Source organism: Pantoea sp. SGAir0175 (assembly GCF_043547855.1).
In genome coordinates this window covers 3,251,271-3,264,757 of the sequence record NZ_CP028081.1, presented here as the reverse complement: position 1 = coordinate 3,264,757, position 13,487 = coordinate 3,251,271, and the positions used below count along the sequence as shown (strand labels likewise).

General features: G+C 58.7%; 13 protein-coding genes, 1 tRNA gene and 1 pseudogene. 7 read left to right on the top strand and 8 right to left on the bottom strand.

The window, feature by feature from the left end; all coding sequences use genetic code 11:
• Window positions 1-65 precede the first annotated feature (65 nt).
• Window positions 66-866, top strand: a complete 801-nt coding sequence (locus C1N56_RS15410) for an endonuclease/exonuclease/phosphatase family protein (protein WP_394516845.1) — start codon at window positions 66-68, stop codon at window positions 864-866.
• Window positions 867-1,059: 193 nt separating this feature from the next.
• Here the strand turns inward: C1N56_RS15410 and mltD are convergent, their stop codons facing one another.
• Entirely contained in the window at window positions 1,060-2,436 is a 1,377-nt protein-coding gene (mltD, locus tag C1N56_RS15405; protein ID WP_031279674.1) for a murein transglycosylase D, read from the bottom strand.
• Between the two features lie 71 nt (window positions 2,437-2,507).
• A complete protein-coding gene (gloB, locus tag C1N56_RS15400; protein WP_211726394.1) occupies window positions 2,508-3,263 on the bottom strand; it encodes a hydroxyacylglutathione hydrolase in 756 nt (251 codons plus the stop codon).
• Between the two features lie 40 nt (window positions 3,264-3,303).
• Between gloB and C1N56_RS15395 the strand changes: the two genes are divergently transcribed.
• The gene (locus tag C1N56_RS15395) at window positions 3,304-4,038 is read left to right on the top strand and encodes a class I SAM-dependent methyltransferase (protein WP_021507307.1); all 735 of its coding nucleotides are present in this window, start codon (window positions 3,304-3,306) and stop codon (window positions 4,036-4,038) included.
• Here the strand turns inward: C1N56_RS15395 and rnhA are convergent.
• Window positions 4,023-4,590: pseudogene (rnhA, locus tag C1N56_RS15390) on the bottom strand (ribonuclease HI). The gene C1N56_RS15395 and the pseudogene rnhA sit on opposite strands and share 16 nt — an antisense overlap.
• Here rnhA and dnaQ point away from each other — a divergent pair.
• The gene (gene dnaQ, locus C1N56_RS15385; RefSeq protein WP_211726393.1) at window positions 4,544-5,275 is read left to right on the top strand and encodes a DNA polymerase III subunit epsilon; all 732 of its coding nucleotides are present in this window, start codon (window positions 4,544-4,546) and stop codon (window positions 5,273-5,275) included. The pseudogene rnhA and the gene dnaQ overlap by 47 nt on opposite strands.
• A gap of 134 nt (window positions 5,276-5,409) precedes the next feature.
• Window positions 5,410-5,486: transfer RNA gene (locus C1N56_RS15380), tRNA-Asp, on the top strand.
• 100 nt (window positions 5,487-5,586) lie between these two features.
• Here C1N56_RS15380 and C1N56_RS15375 read toward each other — a convergent pair.
• On the bottom strand, window positions 5,587-7,080 hold the full coding sequence (locus tag C1N56_RS15375; protein ID WP_021507305.1) for an NCS1 family nucleobase:cation symporter-1: 1,494 nt from the start codon (window positions 7,078-7,080) through the stop codon (window positions 5,587-5,589).
• 144 nt (window positions 7,081-7,224) lie between these two features.
• Between C1N56_RS15375 and C1N56_RS15370 the strand changes: the two genes are divergently transcribed.
• The 3 genes from C1N56_RS15370 to puuE are packed head-to-tail and all read left to right on the top strand — an operon-like array spanning window position 7,225 to window position 9,664.
• Window positions 7,225-7,947, top strand: coding sequence for a GntR family transcriptional regulator (locus C1N56_RS15370; RefSeq protein ID WP_058769324.1), 723 nt, complete (start codon window positions 7,225-7,227; stop codon window positions 7,945-7,947).
• Window positions 7,944-8,675 carry an allantoin racemase gene (hpxA, locus tag C1N56_RS15365; protein WP_021507303.1) on the top strand — a complete coding sequence of 244 codons (732 nt, stop codon included), beginning with the start codon at window positions 7,944-7,946 and terminating at the stop codon, window positions 8,673-8,675. Before C1N56_RS15370 ends, hpxA begins: the two co-directional genes overlap by 4 nt.
• 35 nt (window positions 8,676-8,710) lie before the next feature.
• Window positions 8,711-9,664: an allantoinase PuuE gene (gene puuE / locus C1N56_RS15360; protein WP_021507302.1), complete on the top strand. Its 954-nt coding sequence runs from the start codon at window positions 8,711-8,713 to the stop codon at window positions 9,662-9,664.
• Window positions 9,665-9,738: 74 nt separating this feature from the next.
• Here puuE and hpxZ read toward each other — a convergent pair whose 3' ends face one another.
• Genes hpxZ through C1N56_RS15340 form a run of 4 tightly spaced genes read right to left on the bottom strand, consistent with a single transcriptional unit; the run spans window position 9,739 to window position 13,302 of the window.
• The gene (gene hpxZ / locus C1N56_RS15355; RefSeq protein WP_058758028.1) at window positions 9,739-10,122 is read right to left on the bottom strand and encodes an oxalurate catabolism protein HpxZ; all 384 of its coding nucleotides are present in this window, start codon (window positions 10,120-10,122) and stop codon (window positions 9,739-9,741) included.
• Between the two features lie 2 nt (window positions 10,123-10,124).
• Complete coding sequence (locus C1N56_RS15350) at window positions 10,125-11,522, bottom strand: AtzE family amidohydrolase (RefSeq protein WP_058776025.1); 1,398 nt, start codon at window positions 11,520-11,522, stop codon at window positions 10,125-10,127.
• Complete coding sequence (hpxX, locus tag C1N56_RS15345) at window positions 11,519-11,704, bottom strand: oxalurate catabolism protein HpxX (RefSeq protein ID WP_010616983.1); 186 nt, start codon at window positions 11,702-11,704, stop codon at window positions 11,519-11,521. Before hpxX ends, C1N56_RS15350 begins: the two co-directional genes overlap by 4 nt.
• A gap of 11 nt (window positions 11,705-11,715) precedes the next feature.
• Complete coding sequence (locus C1N56_RS15340; RefSeq protein WP_141496655.1) at window positions 11,716-13,302, bottom strand: gamma-glutamyltransferase family protein; 1,587 nt, start codon at window positions 13,300-13,302, stop codon at window positions 11,716-11,718.
• Between the last annotated feature and the right edge of the window lie 185 nt (window positions 13,303-13,487).

The window sequence follows — 13,487 nt, the reverse complement described above, 5'->3', positions numbered from 1 at the left end:
ACCCCGCGCTAAAATCCCTATAACAGTCAGGTGAAGTTGTAGTCGTAAATCAGCCAGGCGGGACAGTGCGAAAAAAAACTTATGCAATGCGGTATGTAGCAGGTCAGCCTGCTGAGCGGATTTTTCCGCCAGGGGCGATGCTGCATCTTGGGCAGGCGTTACCGCCCGGTGCACCGCTGCCAGCCGACCCAACCCTGCGCGTGCTGGTGTGGAATATCTTCAAACAGCAGCGGGCAGACTGGATGTCAGTACTGCAGGGCTTCGGTAAAGATGCCCATCTGGTACTGCTGCAGGAGGCGCAGACCACACCGGAACTGGTGCAGTTCGCCACCAGTAATTATCTGGCGGCCGATCAGGTACCGGCCTTTGTGCTGCCACAACACCCCTCTGGCGTCATGACGCTGGCTTCTGCCCATCCGGTCTACTGCTGTCCGCTGCGTGAACGTGAGCCGCTACTGAGGCTGTCTAAATCCGCTCTGGTCACTGCCTATCCGCTTCCCACCGGCGAAATGCTGATGGTGGTGAACATTCATGCGGTCAATTTCAGCCTCGGCGTTGATGTGTACAGCAAACAGCTGGGGCCGATTGGCGAGCAAATCCAGCATCATCGCGGGCCGGTGATCATGGCCGGCGACTTCAATGCCTGGAGCCGCCAGCGTATGAATGCGCTCTACCGCTTTGCCCGTGAGATGGTGCTGCGCGAAGTAAACTTTACTGATGATCATCGGCGCAAGGCCTTTGGCCGCCCGCTGGACTTTGTCTTTTACCGCGACATGAAAGTCAGCGAGGCGTCGGTGCTGGTGACGCGTGCCTCTGACCATAATCCTCTGCTGGTTGAATTCAGTCCCGGCGCGACTAAACGTTAAGCCAAGTGCGGCGCGCCAAAGGCGAATGATTCACAGCGCTGAAGCCGCATCCTGCTCAATAAACCACTTCAGACCGCTACAGGCATGGCGCAACGGCGAAATTAACGAGGTTTACGCGTGAGTGTGTCTGACTGCGGGAAAGGGAAAAGGTAAATAATGAAAAAGGCTGACAAAAGTCAGCCTTTTCGGTGCATCAGGTATCAGGTGTTGCGCTATTCTTCACAAACAGCGTCAGCTTGTCGCCGGGCTGAATGTCTTTAGCGTCACTGTTCCAGCGCATCACGTCTTTGGTGTTAACACCGTGACGTTTGGCGATACTGGCAAAAGAATCACCCTTACGTACACGGTAGGTGATGCTGTTGCCGTTATCCGCCAGCTGCGACGCGCCAGCTTTGCTGCCAACGGTCAGTGTCTGACCGATGCGTACTGACGCGCTGCGCAGGTTATTCTGCTGCTTCAGTGCACTAACGCTCACACCAAGCTTACTGGCAATGCCCGATAAGGTGTCGCCTTTGCGGACCTTATAGCTATTGCCTGCAGCGCTGACTTTCGCCAGCTCGCCGGGCTGTACCGCAGCAATATCACCGGAAGCCAGCGAATTGCGCAGCTGAGCCACGTTGGACTTTGGCACCATAATATAGTGCGGTCCGTTTGGCGCGGTGGTGCCGTTTTTATACCCGGCATTGAATGTCTTCAGCTTGCTGAGCGACATACCGGCCATATCTGCGGCCTGCGTCAGTTCAATCTGCTGTCCCACTTCAACGCGAGCCAGTGCACGGCTCTCATTGGCGGTTGGCAGCTTAATACCGTAACGCTTGCTGTTCTTGAGAATATCACTCAGGGCCAGCATTTTAGGTACGTAAACCGTGGTCTCGCGTGGCAGCGATAAATGCCAGAAGTCGGTCGGCTTACCGCGCGCCTTGTTCTGTTTCATCGCCTTCAGCACACGTCCTTCACCGCTGTTATAGGCGGCGATGGTCAGTAACCAGTCACCGTCAAACATGCCGTTCAGACGCTGCATCATATCCAGCGCAACTTTGGTTGAGGCCACCACATCGCGGCGTCCGTCGTACCATTGGTTCTGTTTCAAACCATAGTTTTTGCCCGTTTGCGCAACGATCTGCCAGATGCCAGCGGCATTCGCAGAAGAGGTTGCGTGTGGGTCAAAAGCGCTCTCCACTATGGGTAGCAGTACCAGTTCCATCGGCATTTTACGTTTCTGTATCTGCTCGACAATCCAGTACATGTACGGCTCTGCCCGTAATGTTACATCGTGGAGATAGCTCTTATTTTTTAAGTACTTTGTTTTTTGTTCGCGGATTCGCGGGTTTTCCGGAATCCCCATCTTCAACTCGTCACTAATGTGATTCCAGAGATCAGTGTCTTCTGCGAGGCTGGTTCCATCATCTTGCCAGCGCGGCGACAACAAGCGATCTCCGTACTTTCCATTTTCACCTTGACCAGCTGAAGACAGACTCTGTGCATGCTGTACCGGGATACTGGCGTCATTCCTTGATGCCTGACATCCAACCAGCAAGACCGAGGCGAGTAATATCGCTTTAGCCTTCATGTGTGTGTCAATAGTTCGCTTAAAAGACGAGCAACTATACGTTAGCGACCGGCACAACACAACCAGAAATATCAAAAACGGTCTTTCTTCTCGCGTAGATCGGCAAAAGTCAGCCATAACGGAGCCGACGACACATTAATGCCTAAAGCCTTTTGCAAATCAGGATCTTGCGTACGCAGGAATAAATTTATTTCACGCTCCAGCGCCAGTTTTGTTGGCAAAGTAATGCGATTTTCTGCGCGTAAGTCCTTAATTTGCTGATACCTTGCCAAAATTTTCGGGTCCTGAGGCAGAATAGCCGCAGCAAACTTCATATTGGATAAAGTGTATTCATGCGCACAGCAGATAAGCGTATCGGCAGGAAGTTGATTAAGCGCCTGAAACGACTCAAACATTTGCTGCGCAGTGCCTTCGAACAGTCGTCCGCAGCCACCCGAAAACATCGTATCGCCACAGAAAAGATAAGGTGAGCTGAAATATGAGATATGTCCTAAAGTGTGTCCAGGCGTTGCGATGACGCGGAAATTTAGCCCGAGCAGCGTAAATTCATCACCGTCACTGAGAATAGTGCGCGCGCCTTTATCGGCGGTCTCCTGCGGACCATAAACCTCAAGTTGTGGATAGTGCTCCAGCAGTTCGCTAACGCCGCCCACGTGATCGCGATGATGATGGGTCAGCAGAATGGCCTGCGGCTGCCAGTGATTGGCGTGAATTTTTTCCAGCACCGGTCGGGCTTCACCCGGATCGACGATCAGACAGTGCCCCTGTTCATCGCTCAGTGTCCAGATGTAGTTATCCTGCAACGCGGGAATACTGGTAAGATTCATAAACACCTCTCAGGTCGTAGAAAAAGGAAAATGGTAGAGCATGAAGCCAGCGAAAACACGCCAAATCCTGACTGCGCCGCGCTCCTGGCAGGATATGCCCTGGGGCGACTATTTCCGCGACGCGTTAACCCAGCAACTGCAACCGTATCTCGGCAAGCTGTACGGCTTTCATATGCTTAAAATTGGCAGCCTCAGCGCAGAAATCAATACCCGACAGTGTGCCATATCGCATCAGGTTAATGTGGGCGATGAGGGCGATGGGCTGCACGTCATCGCCAGCGCAACGCAGTTGCCGTTTGAAGCCAAATCGATAGATGCCTGTCTGCTGGCGCACACGCTGGCCTGGAGCCAGGATCCGCACCGCGTACTGCGCGAAGTGGATCGTGTACTGATTGATGACGGCTGGATGATTATCAGCGGCTTCAATCCGTTTAGCCTGCTGGGCATCAGTAAAGGCCTGCCCGGATTACAGCGCCGCGCACCGTGGAGCGGACGGATGTTCAGCCAGGTGCGCCTGCTCGACTGGCTGAGCTTACTCAACTATGAAGTGGTGTATCGTACGCGCTTTCAGGTGGTGCCGTGGCACCGCCAGGGCGGCAAGATGATCAGCACGCACCTGCCGGCGCTGGGCTGTCTGAATATCGTGGTTGCGCGTAAGCGCACCTTCCCGCTGACGCCGGGCAAAGTGAAGATGATGCCCGGCAAAACCCAGTTACGGCCAGCGGTCAATGCCACGCGGCAGTTTCGTGAAGCCAGCGATCAGGACTCAACCTGATAGCCAATATCGTCGAGGGAAGGATTGCCGGCAGCGCTGCGTGCCAGTTCATCACAGCGTTCGTTCTCCGGATGACCGGCATGGCCTTTTACCCACTCCCACTGAATCTGATGAGTGCTGAGCGCCGCGTCGAGTCGCTGCCACAGATCAACGTTCTTCACCGGCTTCTTTTCTGCGGTTTTCCAGCCGCGCTTTTTCCAGTTGTGAATCCAGCTGGTGATCCCCTGGCGCACGTACTGGCTGTCGGTGCTGAGCACCACGTCACACGGCTGGGTCAGCGCTTCCAGTGCCACAATGGCCGCCATCAGCTCCATGCGATTATTGGTAGTAAGGCGATAGCCGGCGCTGAATAATTTCTCGTGCTGGCGGTAGCGAAGAATGGCGCCGTAGCCGCCGGGACCGGGATTGCCCAGGCAGGATCCATCGGTGAATATTTCTACCTGTTTGCGCATCTCTGGTAGACTTCCTTCTGACAAAACGCCAAGTCTGACATAAAACGAGTCCTATGAGCACTGCAAATAACCGCCAGATCGTCCTCGATACCGAAACCACCGGCATGAACATGATCGGGGTGCATTACGAAGGACATCGCATCATTGAAATCGGTGCGGTTGAGGTGATCAACCGTCGCCTGACCGGCAACAACTTCCATATGTATCTCAAGCCCGATCGGCTGGTGGATCCGGAAGCGTTCGGCGTACACGGTATTGCCGATGAATTCCTCGCCGATAAACCGACCTTTGCGCAAATCGCCGACGAATTCCTCGATTATATTCGCGGCGCGGAGCTGGTGATCCATAACGCTTCGTTCGACATCGGCTTTATGGATTACGAATTTTCCATGCTGCAGCGCGACATCGGCAAGACAGAAACCTTCTGTCAGATCACCGATAGCCTGGCGATGGCGCGTAAAATGTTCCCGGGCAAGCGCAACAGCCTGGATGCGCTGTGTAACCGTTTCGAGATCGACAACAGCAAACGTACGCTGCACGGCGCTTTGCTTGATGCCGAGATTCTGGCCGAAGTGTTCCTCACCATGACCGGCGGCCAGACCTCGCTGGCGTTTTCGATGGAAGGCGAGCAGAGCAATGAGGTGGCAGGTGAGCATATACAGCGCATCGTTCGTCCGGGCGCCGGCCTGCGCGTGGTTAGCGCCAGCGATGAAGAGATAATGGCGCATGAGAGCCGGCTCGATCTGGTGCAAAAGAAGGGCGGCAACTGCCTGTGGCGCGCCTGAAACCGCTGATTTTGCGTGGAAAAGCGTCGTTAAGCTGAAAAAACCGGCAAACGAGAGATTCCCCTGCAAAAAGCGTTGACGAGGGATGAGGCTGCCATTAATATGCGCCTCGTTCCCGACGGGGAACAAAGCGCGGAGCGGTAGTTCAGTTGGTTAGAATACCTGCCTGTCACGCAGGGGGTCGCGGGTTCGAGCCCCGTCCGTTCCGCCAATCTCTTTAAAGAAGCCGATGCAGCAATGCATCGGCTTTTTGCTTTTCTAAATCATACCCATCTGGTGTACGGTCGCCATTCATGGCGACCGCCAGCGCATTAATCCTTCTGTACCGCCACTTCCGCACGATAGGTGGCTTGCGGCACCTCACGTTCAGCACGCGCCAGCCAGCGGTAGCAGCCAGCGCCCAGCGCCACGCCGATGAACCAGCTGAAGTTCGCCACCGCGTGCAGGGACGGAATAAAGCTAATCACCAGACAAATGCCGACGGAAGGCAGCAGTGCAGCAATCGCTTTCGGATTGAAACCGCCGCGGTACCAGTAGCGGCCTTTTGGCGTATCGTTGAACAGGTCATCAACGTATACCTTGCTGCGTTTGATCAGGTAGAAATCGGCGATCAGAATGCCAAACAGCGGCCCGATAAACGATCCCAGCACATCCAGCGTGTAGTGAATCAGCTCCGGCGACTGGAACAGATTCCACGGCGTCAACAGCACTGAACCCACGGCGGCAATCATGCCACCGGCGCGGAAGCTGATCTTCTGCGGTGAGCAGTTAGAGAAATCAAACGCTGGTGAAACGAAGTTCGCCACGATATTGATGCCGATGGTGGCAGTAATCATGGTCAGCAGCCCGATAGCGACCGCCACATCGTTGCCTACCATGCTCACGGTTTCAATCGGATCGGTGATCATTTTGCCAAACAGCGACTGAGTACCCGAGACAATGACCACGGTCACAATCGAAAACAGCAGGAAGTTGAACGGCAGGCCCCAGCGGTTGCCGCGGCGAATCTCACCCATGCTTTTGCCGTAGCGCGAGAAGTCACCAAAGTTGAGCAGCGGGCCGGAGAAATAAGAGACCACCAGCGCGGTCGCGGTAATCATCTGCCAGGTTTGCTCGCCCGCGCTCAGTGATTTACTGGCCAGGGTGAAGGAGATACCGTCAAAACCGGTTTTGTATACAATCCAGCCCGCCAGCGCCACCATCACCACGTAGACCGCCGGACCGGCGATATCGATAAAGCGTTTAATCGCGCTCATGCCGTGCCAGAACACCATCGCCTGCAGCAGCCACATGACGCCGAAACAGCACCAGCCAAGCTGCGACAGGCCGAGCCAGCTGCTCTGCGTCATGCTGCTTAACGACGGGTAGAACTTCAGCAGCACCAGCATCAGCGCATTCGCCGCCAGATAGGTCTGAATGCCGTACCAGGCGAAGGCGATCAGCCCGCGAATCACCGCCGGGATGTTGGCCCCGAACACGCCAAATGCCTGACGCGAAATCACCGCATAAGGCACGCCGGCCATCTGGCTCGGCTTTGCCACCAGGTTAGCGCACAGCTGCACGATGCAAATTCCCACCAGCAGACACAGCAGCACCTGCCAGCTGGCCAGACCGAGGGTGAAGAAGCTGGCCGCCACTACATAACCCCCCATGCTGTGCACGTCCGACATCCAGAACGAAAAAATGTTGTACCACGACCAGCTCTGGTTGCGGGTCGGCGCCAGGTCGTCGTTACACAGACGCGGGCTGTAATGGGCGTTGGCTTCAGAGGCCACCGCAGAGGTCACTTCAGAATGATTTGGCATGAAACCTGCTCCTCTTAACTTCATGGAAAAATAATGACAGCGTGAAACGGTATTGCAGGATCCAGGCCAGAATTGATTTCTTGTATACAAAAAATGAATTTCACGTATACGATGTCTGCATACAGTCACTTGCCGGAGCGGGTAATGAAGAGTGAAACAGGCCTGAAAACGGCTGCCGATCTGAATGACAGAGACGAACCTATCTATCAGGCGTTGCTGAACGCCATCGTGGAGCACCAGCTGCCGCCGGGCAGCAAATTGCCGGAAGAGGCGCTGTCGGAGGTGTTTGGCGTCAGCCGTACCGGCATTCGTAAGGTGCTGCAGCGCCTCGCGGCGGTGCAAATGATCACCCTGTCGCCCAGACGTGGTGCACAGGTGGCGACGCCGGGCGTGGAGGAAGCGCGCGACATCTTCGCCACGCGCAGCCTGCTGGAGTGCGCCAACCTGCCGGCGGTGCTGGCGCATCTGCAGCCGCCGCATCTCGCCGCGCTGAGTGGCTTAATTGCCGACGAGCAGCAGGCGCACCAGCAGCATGACGGGGCCGCCGCCATCCGTCTGTCTGCGGCTTTTCATATCCAGCTGCAGGCGATTTCCGGCAACCAGGTGCTGACTGACATGGTGACGCGCCTGACGCAGCGCTCCTCACTGGTGATCGCCGCTTACGGTGCACCGTGGCAGCGTGGCTGTCGTTGCGATCATCACGATCGGCTGGTGGATCTGCTGCGGCAAAACGATCTGCCGGCGTTAACTACGGCGCTGCAGCATCACTTCGAACATATCGTCGCCAGCCTGCACTTTGAACGCAGCGGCGAAACCCTGCCTGATTTCACCCGGTTATTTGCCGGTCATAAAGGAGCGGCATCATGAGCCTGATCCAGGTGATCAACCCGAATACCAGCGCCGCCATGACGGCGACCATCGGTGCAGCGGCGCGCGCCGTGGCCGCACCTGGCACGGAGATTGTGGCGGTGTGCCCGAGCGAGGGCGTGCCCTCCATTGAAGGACACTTTGATGAAGCGATTGCCGCGGTGGGCGTGCTGGAACAGGTAAAACGCGGCAAAGAGCAGGGCGTCAGCGGCCATATCATCGCCTGCTTTGGCGATCCGGGACTGCTGGCGGCGCGCGAACTGGCGAGCGGACCGGTGATTGGCATCGCCGAAGCGGCGATGCACACCGCGACGCTGGTGGCGACGCGCTTTTCGATTGTCACCACGCTGCCGCGCACGCTGGTGATCGCCCGCCATCTGCTGCAGCAGTACGGATTCAGCCATCACTGTGCCGCGCTGCACGCTATTGATCTGCCGGTGCTGGCGCTTGAAGACGGCAGCGGCGTCGCGCAGGAGAAAGTGCGCGAGCGCTGCCTGCAGGCGAAACGTGAAGATGGCAGCGGCGCGATTGTGCTGGGCTGCGGCGGCATGGCGTCGCTGGCGCAGGATCTGACCAAAGAGCTGGGCCTGCCGGTGATTGATGGCGTCAGTGCGGCGGTGAAAATGGTCGAGTCATTACTGGCGCTGGGCTTTGGTACCAGCAAACACGGCGATCTGGCTTACCCGATTAAAAAACCGCTCAGCGCGGCATTTCAGCACCTAAACTAAGGGCTGGTTGAGGACTGATGACAGGAACTTGCAGAATGAGTGATGTATCTGAAAAGAAAGAGTACAGCTTCAACAAAAATTATCCGCGCGATCTGATTGGCTATGCGGGCCAGCCGCCGCACGCGCAGTGGCCGGGTGAGGCGCGGGTGGCGGTGCAGTTCGTGCTCAATTATGAAGAGGGCGCTGAAAACAATGTGCTGCACGGTGACGCGGGCTCTGAGCAGTTTCTCTCCGACATCATCGGTGCCGCCAGCTATGCCGATCGCCACATGTCGATGGATTCCCTGTATGAGTACGGCTCGCGTGCCGGTTTCTGGCGCATCCATCAGGAGTTTCAGCAGCGCGGCCTGCCGCTGACCATCTTTGGCGTCGCGATGGCGCTGGCGCGGCATCCGCAGATTGTCGAGGCCATCAAAGCCGCCGATTACGATGTGGTCAGCCACGGCTGGCGCTGGATTCACTATCAGGGGATGGATGCCAAAACCGAGCGTCAGCACATGCAGCAGGCAGTGGACGTGCTCACCGAGTTATTCGGTAAAGCGCCCACCGGCTGGTATACCGGGCGCGACAGCCCCAATACGCGGCGGCTGGTGGTCGAGCAGGGCGGCTTCAGCTACGACAGCGATTACTACGGTGACGATCTGCCGTTCTGGACGCAGGTCACCTGTCAGGACGGCACGGTGAAGCCGCATTTGATCATTCCCTATACGCTGGAGTGCAACGACATGCGCTTCGCCACGCCGCAGGGATTCAACACCGCCGAGCAGTTCTATACCTATCTGCGCGATACCTTTGATGTGCTGTATGAAGAGGGCGCGACGGCGCCGAAGATGATGTCGATTGGCATGCACTGCCGTCTGCTGGGGCGTCCGGGGAAATTCCGCGCGCTGCAGCGTTTCCTCGACCATATTCAGCAGCACGACAAGGTGTGGGTGTGCACGCGTCAGCAGATTGCCGATCACTGGATGAAGACGCATCCGGCTGCCTAAGCGGCCTTACTTTCCACCGATGTCAGGTCGTTTTTGCCCTCTCTTGTCAGGAGAGGGCAACACTCGCGCCCGCCTCAGCTCATCAAACTCACCTGCGCCGCCACGATGCGCCAGCCGCACGGCAGCCGTACCCAGGTCTGCTGCTGACGGCCGATCTTCTCTACGCCCTCGCGGGTGAACTCGGTGCTGCACACCGCATAGTCATCGCCAAAGGTGGTGATGACCGTATTGCGCAGCGTGCGATCGAGCCCCTTTGACGGACGCGCCGCGCGAAAGGCGCGAATCTCCTCAATCCCGTACAGATTCTCTCCGGCACCGAGTCGCACCGTACGCGCATCGTGCCAGAACAACTCGTCCAGCACGGCGACATCATTGCTCACCAGCGCCTGCTCGTAGCGGTAAAACGCGGCGGTGACTTCAGCCAGTATCGCCGGACGATCGATATGTTCAGGTGTCATCTTCAGGCATCCATAAAAGAGGTTTGTGGCAGCGTCACACCCTGCTGCTGCAGTGCCCAGGCGGCGCGCAGCGCCAGCTGTTCGTTAAACGGCGCAGCAATCAGTTGCAGGCCAATCGGTAAGCCGCTGGCGGTGAGCAGCGGTACGCTACACACCGGCAGGCCGAGGAACGAAATCGGCTGCGTGAGCATGCCCATGCTGGCGCGTGTCGGCAAATCCTGACCGTTGATGTGAATGGTTTCCTGGCCGATGGTGGTGGCGGTACAGGGCGTGGCCGGGGCGATCAGCACGTCATAATGGTCGAACAGCGGCAGCACCTGCTGCTGGAAGTGACGGCGGAAACGCTGGGCCTGCACATACCACGCGGCGGGCAGCATCGCGCCAGCCAGCAGGCGTTCGCGTGAATTCGGCTCAAAGCGTTCTGGCTGGGTGCGCAGCGCCGGCAGATAGTGATTGCCGCCTTCCGCAGCGGTCATGATAAACGCGGCCGAGCGCGCCAGTTCGGCCTGGGGCAGCGTCACTTCTTCTGTCGCGCCGAGCGCGCGGGCCGCTACCGCCACCGCCGCGCGCGCCTCATCGCTGCACCAGTCAGCAAAAAAGCCGCCCAGCACCGCGCTGCGCAGCTTTTCGCTGCCAGCAGAGAGCCTGTCACTGACCGGTTCCGCAGGCCGCGCCGCCTGAAACGCATCGCTGGCGTCGCCGCCCTGCAGCGCATCGTAGACCAGACTCAAATCTTCCACCGAGCGGGCAAACGGACCGATGTGGTCGAGGCTGGCGACAAACGGATGGCTGCCGCTGCGCGACAGACGACCAAAGGTGGGTTTCAGGCCGAAAATGCCGCACAGCGAAGCAGGCACGCGAATCGAGCCGTTGGTGTCGGTGCCGAGTGAAAAATGCACCAGCCCGGCGGCGACGGCCGCTGCGGAACCGCCGGACGAGCCGCCGGCCACGCGTGACAGATCGCGCGGGTTGCGGGTGGCACCATAATGGGTGTTCTCGGTGGTAAAGCCGTAGGCGTAGGCGTCCATATTCAGCATGCCGGAGAGCAGCGCGCCGCTCTGCTGCAGCTTAGAGACCGCCCACGCATCCTGCTGCGCCACCGGCCGCTCGCTGAACAGGCTGGCACCGGCAAGCGTGCTGTGACCGGCGACGTCAAACAGGTTTTTTACCGCATAGGGAATGCCAGCCAGCACCGGCAGCGGCTCGCCGCGCTGACGCTGCTGATCCAGCCGATCGGCTTCCCGCAGCATGCGCTGCGCGGTGACGGCGGTCCAGGCGTTAATGGCCGGGTTATGCTGTTCAATGGCAGCCAGCGTCTGTTGTGCGATGTCGCGCGCGCTGAGATCGCCCTGCGCCAGTGCCTGCTGCAGCTGGCTTATCGATAAGGCTGCCAGCGTCATGGATGAAATACTCCCGCCACTTCCAGGCGATCATCCAGCGGCAGCGCCATCAGCGGCTGCGCCATCGCGGCGATACGGTTAAACTGCGTTAGCAGCTCGGCGCGGCGCGTGTCGTCCAGCTCCAGCGCCAGAATCTGCTCCATTTGGGCGATATAGGTTGCCCAGTCCGGTTGTGCACTCATGATTTTCTCCGTTAAAAACCGGCAGCGCTGCCGTTGCTGCGCGGATCAAACGCGCCTTCCAGCATGCCATTGTTGTGTCTGACGATGGCGCCGGCGTGGCCCACCACTTCACTGTATTCAGCCAGCAGTTCGACTTCATGACCGAGCGCGCGCAGTTGCTGCACGGTTTCAGGCGCGATGCGCGCCTCCAGCTTGAGGGAGTCCGAGGATTGGCCCCAGGTGCGGCCAAGCAGCCAGCGCGGTGCGCTGACCGCCTGCTGCAGCGGCTGGCCCTGAATGACATAGCGGGTAAAGATCGCCGCCTGGGTTTGCGGCTGGCCATCACCGCCCATCGAGCCGTACACCAGCGTGCGGCCATCTTTCAGGCGTGCCGCCGCTGGATTGAGCGTATGGAACGGCTGTTTGCCCGGTGCCAGCGTCAGCAGGTGATCCGGCTGCAGGCTGAACGCCGCGCCACGGTTTTGCCAGGTAATACCGGTGCCGGGCAGCACGACGCCGCTGCCAAATTCGTGGTAAATGCTCTGGATAAAGGAGACCGCCAGGCCGCTGCTGTCCATCACCCCCATCCACACGGTATCGCCCGGTCCGCGTCCGGTGCCCCAGGGCGCGGCGCGATCGTCCTGCACCTGCGCGGCCAGCGTGCCGAGATGATCGGCATTCAGCAGCGACTGCACATCAATCGCCATGTGACGCGGATCGGTGATGTGTTGATCACGCAGGGCAAAGGCCTGTTTGGTGGCTTCAACGATGCGGTGCACCGTCTGTGCTTCACTGGCGTCGGCCATCGCCAGACGATCGGTGATCCCGAGGATCGCCAGCGATACCAGCCCCTGCGTTGGCGGCGTCATGTTCCAGATATCGCCTTCGCTGTGCGCGAGGTGCAGCGGCGTGCAGCGCCGGGCACGCTGCCGGTGTAAATCGTCCAGCGTAATCGGCATGCCGAGCGCGCCCATTTCGCGCGCCAGATGGTGCGCCAGCTCACCGCGATAAAAGCTCTCCAGCCCTTGCTCGCTCAGCACGCTCAGCGTCTGCGCCAGCGCCGGCTGGGTAAAACGACTGCCGGCGGTGGGCGGTGCGCCATCAGGCAGAAAGGTGGCGGCAAAACCGGGCTGATGTTGCAGCTCATGCTGTTTTGCCGCCGTCGCTGCCGCCTGCGAGGCGGTGACCGGAATGCCATCGGCCGCATAGCGAATCGCATCGCGCAGCAAACGGCTCAGCGGCAGCGGCGTCGCGCCCAGTTCGTGCGCCAGCGTCAGCGCTTCCTGCCAGCCGCTGACGGTGCCGGCGACCGTCAGTGCCGCTTTAGGGCCGCGATGCGGAATATGGCTCTCACCGTGATAGAAGTCGGGGTGCGCCAGCGAACCGGCGGCGCCGCTGGCATCGATAGCAATCGGATCGCCACCGGGCGGCACCACCAGCCAGAAGCCGTCGCCGCCGAGGCCATTCATGTGTGGGTAAACCACCGCAATGGTCGCCGCGGCGGCCACCATGGCTTCCAGCGCGTTGCCGCCTTCACGCAGAACTGCCAGTGCGCTTTCGCTGGCAAGGTGATGTGGCGTCACCGCCATGCCCATCGGGGCCATATTGCTTTGAATCATAGTGAACTGTTCCCGGATTATTCTTTTGTAGCGGCGCGATTTAGCGCGCTGGATAGGGAAAACAAGCGCAACAAATTGCGCCGCTACCAGTCTGTGTCAATGGTAAAGCAAGAGCCGTTCCAGTTTTGGTGTTACGCCAGCCTGGATCGATTTATGCTAGCTTGTGATGAAACGAAAGTTACAGG

Coding starts and splice junctions, on each gene's coding strand:
- mltD (WP_031279674.1), bottom strand. CDS start 2,436: ATGAAGGCTAAAGCGATATTACTCGCCTCGGTCTTGCTGGTTGGATGT.
- gloB (WP_211726394.1), bottom strand. CDS start 3,263: ATGAATCTTACCAGTATTCCCGCGTTGCAGGATAACTACATCTGGACA.
- C1N56_RS15395 (WP_021507307.1), top strand. CDS start 3,304: ATGAAGCCAGCGAAAACACGCCAAATCCTGACTGCGCCGCGCTCCTGG.
- dnaQ (WP_211726393.1), top strand. CDS start 4,544: ATGAGCACTGCAAATAACCGCCAGATCGTCCTCGATACCGAAACCACC.
- C1N56_RS15375 (WP_021507305.1), bottom strand. CDS start 7,080: ATGCCAAATCATTCTGAAGTGACCTCTGCGGTGGCCTCTGAAGCCAAC.
- C1N56_RS15370 (WP_058769324.1), top strand. CDS start 7,225: ATGAAGAGTGAAACAGGCCTGAAAACGGCTGCCGATCTGAATGACAGA.
- hpxA (WP_021507303.1), top strand. CDS start 7,944: ATGAGCCTGATCCAGGTGATCAACCCGAATACCAGCGCCGCCATGACG.
- puuE (WP_021507302.1), top strand. CDS start 8,711: ATGAGTGATGTATCTGAAAAGAAAGAGTACAGCTTCAACAAAAATTAT.
- hpxZ (WP_058758028.1), bottom strand. CDS start 10,122: ATGACACCTGAACATATCGATCGTCCGGCGATACTGGCTGAAGTCACC.
- C1N56_RS15350 (WP_058776025.1), bottom strand. CDS start 11,522: ATGACGCTGGCAGCCTTATCGATAAGCCAGCTGCAGCAGGCACTGGCG.
- hpxX (WP_010616983.1), bottom strand. CDS start 11,704: ATGAGTGCACAACCGGACTGGGCAACCTATATCGCCCAAATGGAGCAG.
- C1N56_RS15340 (WP_141496655.1), bottom strand. CDS start 13,302: ATGATTCAAAGCAATATGGCCCCGATGGGCATGGCGGTGACGCCACAT.